6 protein-coding genes are annotated in these 8,692 nt (G+C 67.5%); 3 read left to right on the top strand and 3 right to left on the bottom strand.

The features are described from left to right. Positions 1-264: 264 nt before the first annotated feature. Positions 265-1,446, top strand: coding sequence for a multidrug effflux MFS transporter (locus CGS25_RS12335; protein ID WP_101675653.1), 1,182 nt, complete (start codon positions 265-267; stop codon positions 1,444-1,446). Positions 1,447-1,618: 172 nt separating this feature from the next. On the opposite strand, the gene CGS25_RS12330 is transcribed toward CGS25_RS12335, so the two are convergent. Further along, on the bottom strand, positions 1,619-4,075 hold the full coding sequence (locus tag CGS25_RS12330) for an ABC transporter permease (protein WP_101675652.1): 2,457 nt from the start codon (positions 4,073-4,075) through the stop codon (positions 1,619-1,621). Continuing rightward, positions 4,068-4,742: an ABC transporter ATP-binding protein gene (locus tag CGS25_RS12325; RefSeq protein WP_089031886.1), complete on the bottom strand. Its 675-nt coding sequence runs from the start codon at positions 4,740-4,742 to the stop codon at positions 4,068-4,070. The genes CGS25_RS12330 and CGS25_RS12325 overlap by 8 nt, the downstream gene beginning before the upstream one ends. Between CGS25_RS12325 and CGS25_RS12320 the strand changes: the two genes are divergently transcribed. Together CGS25_RS12320 and CGS25_RS12315 are read left to right on the top strand one after the other, a co-directional pair. After that, the gene (locus tag CGS25_RS12320) at positions 4,743-5,360 is read left to right on the top strand and encodes an arylesterase (protein ID WP_101675651.1); all 618 of its coding nucleotides are present in this window, start codon (positions 4,743-4,745) and stop codon (positions 5,358-5,360) included. Positions 5,361-5,366: 6 nt separating this feature from the next. Then, positions 5,367-5,996, top strand: coding sequence for a DUF924 family protein (locus tag CGS25_RS12315; RefSeq protein WP_101675650.1), 630 nt, complete (start codon positions 5,367-5,369; stop codon positions 5,994-5,996). Positions 5,997-6,063: 67 nt separating this feature from the next. On the opposite strand, the gene CGS25_RS12310 is transcribed toward CGS25_RS12315, so the two are convergent. Further along, positions 6,064-8,625 carry a DUF349 domain-containing protein gene (locus CGS25_RS12310; protein ID WP_101675649.1) on the bottom strand — a complete coding sequence of 854 codons (2,562 nt, stop codon included), beginning with the start codon at positions 8,623-8,625 and terminating at the stop codon, positions 6,064-6,066. Between the last annotated feature and the right edge of the window lie 67 nt (positions 8,626-8,692).

Raw genomic sequence — 8,692 nt, 5'->3', positions numbered from 1 at the left:
CCCGGTTGCCCGACCCCGGATGGAGAGACCAACCCCACCCCAAAAAACCGACCGTAAAGCCTCTGGTCAAAAACGGATTCCCGCTATTCCGCGAAGAACCTTATTAAGGAGCCGGTGACGCCGGTGGCAGCCGTTTTAGCGTGCCGGCGTGTTGCGTGTTGCGTGCAAGCGTGCTGCGTGCAGGCACGCTTTCCAAGGCAGCCAGAACGCCCCCCAGGATGGTAGGCTTGTGCGCCTGCCGTTCATCCACTTCGGAATTTGTTCATGCCGCTGATTTCTCCCGTGCGCCTGGCCATCATGCTGGGCGGGCTGGTCGCTATTGGTCCCTTGGCGATCGACACCTACCTGCCGGCGCTGCCGACCATGGCCGATGACTTCGGCGTGGCGGTGCACACGGTGGAGTTGTCGGTGAGCCTGTACGTGATCGGCGTGGCCCTGGGGCAGTGGCTGGGCGGGCCATTGTCGGACCATTTCGGGCGCAAGCCGGTGGCGTTCACCGGGTTGCTGGTGTTCATCGCCGCCAGTCTGGGCATCGCTGTGTGCCAGCAGGTGTGGAGCCTGTATCTGTTGCGGGTGGTGCAGGCCCTGGGCGGCGGTGCCACGGTGGTGATCGCCGCGGCCTCGGTGCGCGACAACTTCAGCGGCCGGGAGGCGGCGCGGGTGTTGACCACGGTGGGGCTGGTGTTGTTGCTGGCGCCGCTGGTGGCCCCGGCGATGGGCGCGGCGCTGCTGGCGCTGGCCGGCTGGCGCAGCATCTTCGTGATGCTGGCCGGCTATGCGTTACTGGTGATGCTGATTCTGCGTTTCGGTGTGCCCACGGTGACGCCCCGGGTGGTGGACGAGCCGTTGCGTCACCGCATGTTCGCCGCTTATGGGCGGGTACTGCGGCAGCGCCGGGCGATGGGCTATATCCTTGCCAATGGCCTGGCGTTTTCCGCCATGTTCATCTTTATTACCGACGCCGCGTTTTTGTACATCGATTATTTCCAGGTGGATGAGAGCCGCTTCCCGATTCTGTTCGGCGCCAACGTGGTGGGCATGCTGACGCTCAACCGGGTTAACGCGGTGTTGCTGCGTTATTACGAAAGCCCGGCGATTCTTGGCGTCGCCCTGATGATTCAGACGCTGGCTGCGCTGGCGTTGCTGACCATCGCCTTGCTTGGCGAGCTGAGCCTTTGGAACGTGGTGCCGCTGATCATGACGGTGGCGAGCATGGCGGCCCTGGCGATCCCCAATGCCATGGCCAGTTTTCTCGCCTATTTCGACAACGACAGCGGCGCCGCCACCGGCCTGAACGGCTGCCTGCAGTTCCTGATGGCCGGCCTGATCGGCTCCGGGTTGGGGCTGATTCACGACGGCACGCCGTTGCCGATGACCGTGCTGATGGCGCTCTGCGCGTGTCTGGCGCTGGCCAGCTATTGGTTTTTGGGGCGCGCTCGTGGCTGAGCCTCAAGCTTCAAGCTTCAAGCTGCAAGCTGCAAGCTGCAAGCTGCAAAAAGCGCGTGGCTCCGGTCGTTTTGAAGCTTGAAGCTTGAAGCTTGAAGCTTGAAGCTTGCAGCCCCCATCTACAAAGCAGAAACCCCTGATCCGCTACGGCCTTGCCCTGTTCCCACCGCCTCTAACCCACCAACCGCGCCAATGGCCGGGCCTCGCCGCGCGGTGCGATCGCCTGGGCCAGCAGCAGTGGGATCACCACCAGCCAGGGCAGCAGAATCACCGGTGAGAGCGGCATGTCACCGTCGAACAGTTTGGCGCCCAACGGCCACAGGGCGGCCAGGTGCAGCAGATGGGCGAACACGGCGGCGCCGCCCAACAGCAGCGCCTGTTCGATCAGCGCCACCCGGCGCAGCAGTGAGGTGCGCGCGCCCAGCACTCTGAGCAGCGCCTCGTCGCGGCGGCGCTGGCCGCGTCCGGCCAGCCAGGCGGCCGTCATTACCAACACGCTGGCACACAATAGCAGCACCGCCAGCGCGGTGGCGGCGCGGCTGGCGCGATCAATCAGCGCCTGGGCCTGGTCGAGCAGGGCGTTGACGTCGAGCAGGGTGATCTGCGGAAACTGGCGGATCAGATCGGGCAGGTCGACGCTGCGCTCGGCGGGCAGGTAGAAGCTGGTCAGCCAGTAACGGTTCATACCCTCGAGGGAGCCGGGGCTGAACATAAAGTAGAAATTCGGCTCGAAACTCTCCCAGTCCACCTCACGAAGCCCCACCACGGTGGCCTCGGTCTGACCGGACTGGGCGGTGAAGGTGAGCCGGTCGCCGGGCTTGAGCCCCAGGGATTCGGCCAGCTCCGATTCCACCGACACCTGGCCGGGTGTCGCTTGCAGCCAGCGGCCGCCGGTCACGGTGTTGCTGTCCGGCAGCCTGGCGGATTCGGTCAGGGACAGATCGCGGTTGAGCGCGCGGCGGCCACGGTCGTCTTCATCGCGTTCCTTGGTGACCGCTTCGCGCACCGGCTCGCCATTGATTTCGGTGAGCCGGGCGCGCACCACCGGGTACACCGCCGGGGCGTCGGCGTCATGGTCGCGCAGCCATTGCTTGAAGCCGGGCAGATCCTGATCGAACAGGTTCAGCACGAAGTAGTTGGGCGCTTTCTCCGGCAGGGTGGCGCGCCACTGGCCCAGCAGCTGCTGGCCAACCTGGGTGGCCAGCGACATCACCGCCAGGGCCAGTACCATGGCCGCCAGGGTCGGCAGGGTGGTGAGCGGGCGCCGCGCCAGCCGCCGCAACGACAGCCGCGTCGCCAGCGGCAGCCGCGCCCCGGCCCGGTCGGCCAGCCGTAGCGGCCCCCACAGCAACAGCGGCAGCCCCACCGCCACCGCCACCATCAACAGCAGTAATTGCCCCAGCGCCAGCAGCGAGCCGGACAGCATCATCGCCACCAGCACCGGCGCCATCAGCGCGCCGAGCAGATTGAGGCCGGCACGGGCCGCCGGGGCGTCCAATTGGTCGCTGAGGATCTGGCGCGCCGGCAGGTCCGCCAGGCGCCACAGGCGGGGCAGGGCGAAGCCGCCCCAGATCACCAGAGGCGCCAGCGCCAGCAACAGCCAGGTGACCACGGTGGGGCGCCATTGCAATTGATCGCCCAGCCAGTTTTGCAGTGCGCTGAACGCCAGGGCGGCCAGTGCCAGCCCGAGCAGCATCGACGGCAGCAGGGCGGTGAGTTCGCGGCCCAGCACTCGGGACAGAATGCGCCGCCGGCTGGCGCCGAAGGTTTTCATCACCGCGCAGCGGCGCGCCTGTTCGGTGCTGCGCACGCCGGCGGCCAGGTAGACCGCGCCGCCGCACAGCAGCACCACCATCATCACCGCCAGTTGCCCCCACAGGGTCAGTTGGCGCAGGGGCCCCATGGAGCGCAGGCCGGCCTGTTCGCGGGTGTCGATCTCCTGGCCGGCGGCGAGGGTCGGTTCCAGGGCCTGTTGCAAGGTGGCCAGGGCATCGCCGGGGGCGCGCACGCGGATTTCATCGTGCACCCGGGTGCCGGGTCCGAGGATGCCGGTGGAGGGCACGTCCGCCAACGCCATTAGCACCCTGGGGTTCATGCTGTAAAAGCCAGCGCCTTGATCCGGTTCCTGAATCAGCACGCGGCTGACCCGCAACGCGCGGCTGCCCACGGTCACGGTGTCGCCGACCTGCTGCCGCAGGCGATCCAGAGCGGTGCCGGCCAGCCAGACGTGGCCGGGGCGCGGGCCGTGATCGACCACGGTGGGCTCGCCGAAGCGGCTCGGCGCCACCGTCAGGCGGCCGTACAGCGGGTACTGCTCGTCCACCGCTTTGACGCTGCTTAATACAAAAGTGTCGCCGTTCACCAACACGGTGGTGAAACGTTGCGTGCGTGAATGGGGGGCGTCGCCAATCAGTGCCCGTTGCGCCGCGCTGGCCGGGTCGCTGCCTTCCAGAACCAGATCGCCGCCCAGGGCCTCGGCGGTGCGGGTGGAGAAGCGGTGTTCGAGTTCGCCGCGCAGCAGCACCACGGCGGCGATCGCCAGCGCCGCCACCAACAGCGCCAGCGCCTGGATGCGAAAGGCCGAGGAGCGCCAGGGGCGCAACAGCCCTTGCAGGGCGCCATCAATCACCGAGCCGGCCCTCCACCAGTTCGCGCTGGTGCGCGCAATGGGCGGCCAATGCCGGGTCGTGGGTGACCAGCACCAAAGCGGTGCCGTGGTCGCGGTTCAGATCGAACAGCAACCGCGCCACGTGATCGCCATTGGCGCGGTCCAGGCTGCCGGTGGGCTCATCGGCGAACAGCAGTGCCGGTTGCATGGCGAAGGCCCGCGCCAGTGCCACCCGTTGTTGTTCACCGCCGGACAGCTGGGCCGGGAAATGGCGCTCCCGATTGCCCAGGCCGACCCGCTCCAGCCAGTGCCGGGCGCGCTCGCGGGCGCCGCCGGTGCCGGCGATTTCCAGTGGCAGCATGACGTTTTCCACGGCGCTGAGATCGCCGACCAGATGAAACGCCTGAAACACAAAGCTGCAGTGACGCCCGCGCAGCGCCGCGCGCGCGTCCTCGCCGAGGGAACTGAACGCTTCGCCGGCCACTCTGACTTCACCAGAACTGGGGATGTCCAGCCCGGCCAGTAAGCCGAGGAGGGTGGATTTTCCGGAACCGGAAGGGCCGGTAATTGCCAGCGAATCGCCGGCGTTGACGCTCAACGCGATATCCTGCAACAAGGTCAGTTCGCCTTCCGGGGCGGAAACCGTTTTGCTAAGTTGTCGCGCAACAAGTACGGGAGTGTTGGTCATATGAGCAAACGCCTGCTGATTCTGGTGCTGTTGCTGGTGCCGTTTACCGCCCGCGCCGATGGCGTGCTGGTGCTGGGCGACAGCATCAGTGCGGCCTATGGTCTGGAAGAAGCGGAGGGCTGGGTATCCCTATTGAGACAACGGTTCGAGAGCCAATGTTCCGGTTTGCCGGTGAACAACGCGTCGGTAAGCGGGGAAACCAGCGACGGCGGGCTGACCCGTCTGCCGCGCTTGTTGGAGCGGCACCAGCCCGAGCTGGTGGTGATCGAGCTGGGTGGCAACGACGGCTTGCGCGGCTTGCCCCCCAAGCGCCTGGCCGGCAATCTTTCCCGCATGATCGAGCTCAGCCGCGAGGCCGGCGCCCGGGTAGTGCTGTTGGGCATGCGCATTCCGCCCAATTATGGCCCGGCCTATACCCAACTGTTCGAACAGGCTTTCACCCACACCGCCCGCGAGCAGGACGTGCCGCTGGTACCGTTTCTGCTCGACGGCGTGGTGGAAGCGGGGCAACTGCAGGGCGATGGCATCCACCCCACCGCCGCGGCGCAGCCACGCCTGCTTGAGAACACCTGGCCGGTGCTGAAAAAGGCACTGCCCGATCATTGCAAAGGATCTTAACGGCGCATGGACAATTGGGGCATGGACAATCACTCAGCGTATCAGGACATTCTCGACTACTGGTTCGGCGATGACCACGCCGCGCCGTGGCCGGTGCAAGCGTTCAGCCGCCGGTGGTTTATCAGTAACCCGGCGCAGGACGCGGAAATCGACGAGCGCTTCGCGGACCGCGTTGAGGCGGCGCTGCGGCGCGAGCTGGTGGAGTGGGAGCGCTCGGCGCCGTCGCGGCTGGCGTTGATTCTGTTGCTCGACCAGTTCACCCGCAATTTGTTTCGCGGCGAGGCGCGAGCCTTCGCCGGCGATCACCGCGCCGCCACGCTGACGCTCGAAGGCCTTTCCACCGGCATGCAACGGCAACTGCCACTGGCGGGCCAGGTGTTTTTCTGCATGCCGCTGATGCACGCCGAGGACCTGACGTTACAGGAGCAGAGCGTGGTCTGTTTCGAGGGGTTGCATGAGCAAGCGCCTGCCGCGCTCAAGGAAACGCTGCGCGGCAACCTGGATTTTGCCCGCGAACACCACGATCTGATCGCGCGATTCGGCCGCTTTCCCCACCGCAACCGTGCGCTGGGCCGGGAAAGCAGCGCCGAGGAGCGCGCTTTCCTGGCCGACACCGGCAAGCGTTACGGGCAATGAGGGCGATACAGGATTCAGGATGCAGCGCGGGCGAGGTCAGGGTTTGCCCCGAACCATAAGGCCGGGATCAGGGGCGTGGCTCCAGGGCCGCCAGTGCGCGCGCCAGCCGCGCCGCCAGATCGGCGTCCAGGGGCTGGGCGTCGGCGCGCGCCTCGACCAGCGTAAGCGCCTCTTCCACGGGCTGGAAGTCGGAGGACTTCATCGCCCGGGGTAACTGCTCCAATTGCCAGGCCATGCGCTCGGCGCGGGCGTGTTCGGGGCTGTCGACACCGGCCAATGCCTCGATGGCCACCGCCAGGGTGGCGTCCTCTGGCCGGGCCGGGCCGGCCGGCGCGGCGGCGATTCGCTCGCGCGCCTGACACCAGCGCCGCCAGCGTGGCAGGTCGGCGGCGGCGCGCCGTAAACGCTCGGTCAACTGACGGGCGCGGCGTTGGCTATCGCGATCCAGCGCGCCCAGGTCCGCGTTGCCCAGTTCGTCGGCCCAGCGTTGGAGGCGGCCCGGGTCCTGATCGTCGGGAGCGCCGTTCAGTGCGCTTTCCACTTGCTGTAAGCGGGTGCGGGTTTGCTCCGCGGCTTCCTGGCGTTGCGCCTGGCGGTTGTCGAATTGCGCTTGCCGGGCGGCGAACAGGGCGTCCATCAGGCGCCGGAATTCCTTCTGGTGATTGCGATGCCGCGCCGGCGGCAGCCAGGGTGTGTCGCGCCACGCTTGTTGCAGGGTCTGCGCCTGTCGGGCGGCGCCGTGCACGTCCTCGGCGGCGGCCAGCTCCCGGGCTTCGGCGATCAGGGCCTGGCGGGCCTGCTCAGCGCTTTGCCAGGCGGTTTCAAGCCGTTCGTCCAGTTGCGAGAGCAACGCGGAAAACCGCTTTTGCAGATCGCGGGCATCGGTGAAGCGCACCGGCGACAACGCTTTCCATTCCTGGGGCGCCTGGCGGCGGATCTCCCACACCGCCTGCCAGCCGGTTCGCGCCGACCAGTCCTGGGCGTCGATAAAACCGGCCAATTGTTCGCACAGGGCGCGCCGGCGTTGCAGGTTGTCGGCGCGCTGTTGATCGAGCTCGGCGAAATGGGCCCGGCAAGGCTGGTAGGCACGGTCGGAGGCGCCCTTGAAGCGGTCCCAGAGAGCCTGATCCTGGCCCTGGTCGGAGCTCATCAATTCACGCCATTCGTCGTGCAGCGCCTGAATCGCGCTGGCCAGCTCGGCCGCGTCCAGCGCGGCGCCCTCAAGGGTTTCCATGCGCTCGCAGAGTTGCTCTTTTTTTGGCTGGGCGGCGAACGAGTGCCAGTCCCGCAGTTCGTCGCGGCGCGCGGAAAGGCGCTCGAGCTGGGCGCTCAGCCAGGCGTCGTCGTGCTCTTCCAGGGCCAGCTCCGCTTTGTGCCACAGGCGATTGGCGTGCTTGAGGTTGCCTTTCTCCAGTTCCCGGCGCAGTGCCGTCACCAGGCCGCGATGGCGGCTCTGCGGCGGGCGCGGCGCGCGGGCCGGCGGCGCTTCCGGTTGCGGCTCGGCGAGGCCGCTCAGGCTGGCCGGCGCGGGCACCCCGGAGGGCCAGCGCGCGGCCAGTTCCCGGCGTTGTTCGTCGCTGAGGTCTTCGCGGGCGGCTTCGGCCAATTCGATCAGTTGGCGCCACAGATCAAGCTGGCGCTGAAAGGCACGCTGGCCATCCTCGGTCGGCGTTTGCTCCTCGCTGGCGGAGAGCCAGCGGCGTTCCTGGGTGTCCACCAGGGAGCGCAGCGCGCCGAGTTGTTCTTCCCAGGTTTGCTCAACGGTGTCGCGCAGCAGTGCGGACAAGGTGTCATGGGCTTGGCGCTGCTCCCTCGAAGCGGCGGCGCGGGCCTGTTCCGCGCGGGCCAGCTCGGCCTGTTCCGCGAGCCTGGTCTGGCATTGGCCGATCGCCACTTCGGCCTCGGTGCGCTGTGGCTCGCTGGCGTGATCGCGCAGTTCCGCCCAGCTTTGTTCGAGCTGAGCAAAACGCGCTTCGAACAACGGATCGCTGCTGCGTTGCGCCAATTGCCGCAGTGCGCCGCACACCTGGGCGGCACGCTCCTGCTGCTCACGCTGCTGGTGTTCCTGCAGTTGATGCTGTTTGCCACGCTCGCGGGCCAGACGCACCACGCGCTTGTCGCGGCCTTCGCGGCTCAGTTGGCGCAGCAGGGTGGCGTCCTCCAGGCGTTGCGCGGCGGCCAGGCGCAGCGCTTCGTCTTTGCCGGACAGCGCCAGTTGGTAGAGCGCCTGGGGATCGTCGAGGCTGGCCAAAGCCGCCTGCCGGCACGGCGCATCGGGGCTGTGACGGGCAACGTGGGAGAGAACGTCGGGGTTGTTGGTGTGGGCGATCAAATGCAGACGGGTCGCGGTGCTCGGTCCGCCGGGCACGGTGCCGGCCAGCAGCGCCATGATCCGCTCGCCAGCGGCGGCCCGCACTCCGGCATCGGCATCGTTGTCGGTCAGCGTATCGAGAACCGTGAAGTCCAGTAGCGCGGCGCTGGCGAGTCGGCGCACTTCGGCGCTTTGATCGTCGCGGGCCAGGGCGGTCAGGGTGTCGGCATCACGCGCCGCATCAAGGTCGTGGACCGCCTGAGCACGCACGGCCGGGTCGCGGTGTTGCCACCGGGGTTTGAATAACTTGCCTAGCATGGCCATTCCAAAGGAAGTGTCGGTACGGGTCGGGTGTCTTTCAAGGGACACCTCTGATCGGCGCGCG

It is taken from the genome of Alloalcanivorax mobilis (genome assembly GCF_002864685.1).
GTDB classification, from domain to species: domain Bacteria; phylum Pseudomonadota; class Gammaproteobacteria; order Pseudomonadales; family Alcanivoracaceae; genus Alloalcanivorax; species Alloalcanivorax mobilis.
The sequence above is the reverse complement of the archived record's forward strand: the minus strand, read 5'-3'. Positions and strand labels throughout refer to the sequence as shown.

Coding starts and splice junctions, on each gene's coding strand:
- CGS25_RS12335 (WP_101675653.1), top strand. CDS start 265: ATGCCGCTGATTTCTCCCGTGCGCCTGGCCATCATGCTGGGCGGGCTG.
- CGS25_RS12325 (WP_089031886.1), bottom strand. CDS start 4,742: ATGACCAACACTCCCGTACTTGTTGCGCGACAACTTAGCAAAACGGTT.
- CGS25_RS12320 (WP_101675651.1), top strand. CDS start 4,743: ATGAGCAAACGCCTGCTGATTCTGGTGCTGTTGCTGGTGCCGTTTACC.
- CGS25_RS12315 (WP_101675650.1), top strand. CDS start 5,367: ATGGACAATTGGGGCATGGACAATCACTCAGCGTATCAGGACATTCTC.
- CGS25_RS12310 (WP_101675649.1), bottom strand. CDS start 8,625: ATGCTAGGCAAGTTATTCAAACCCCGGTGGCAACACCGCGACCCGGCC.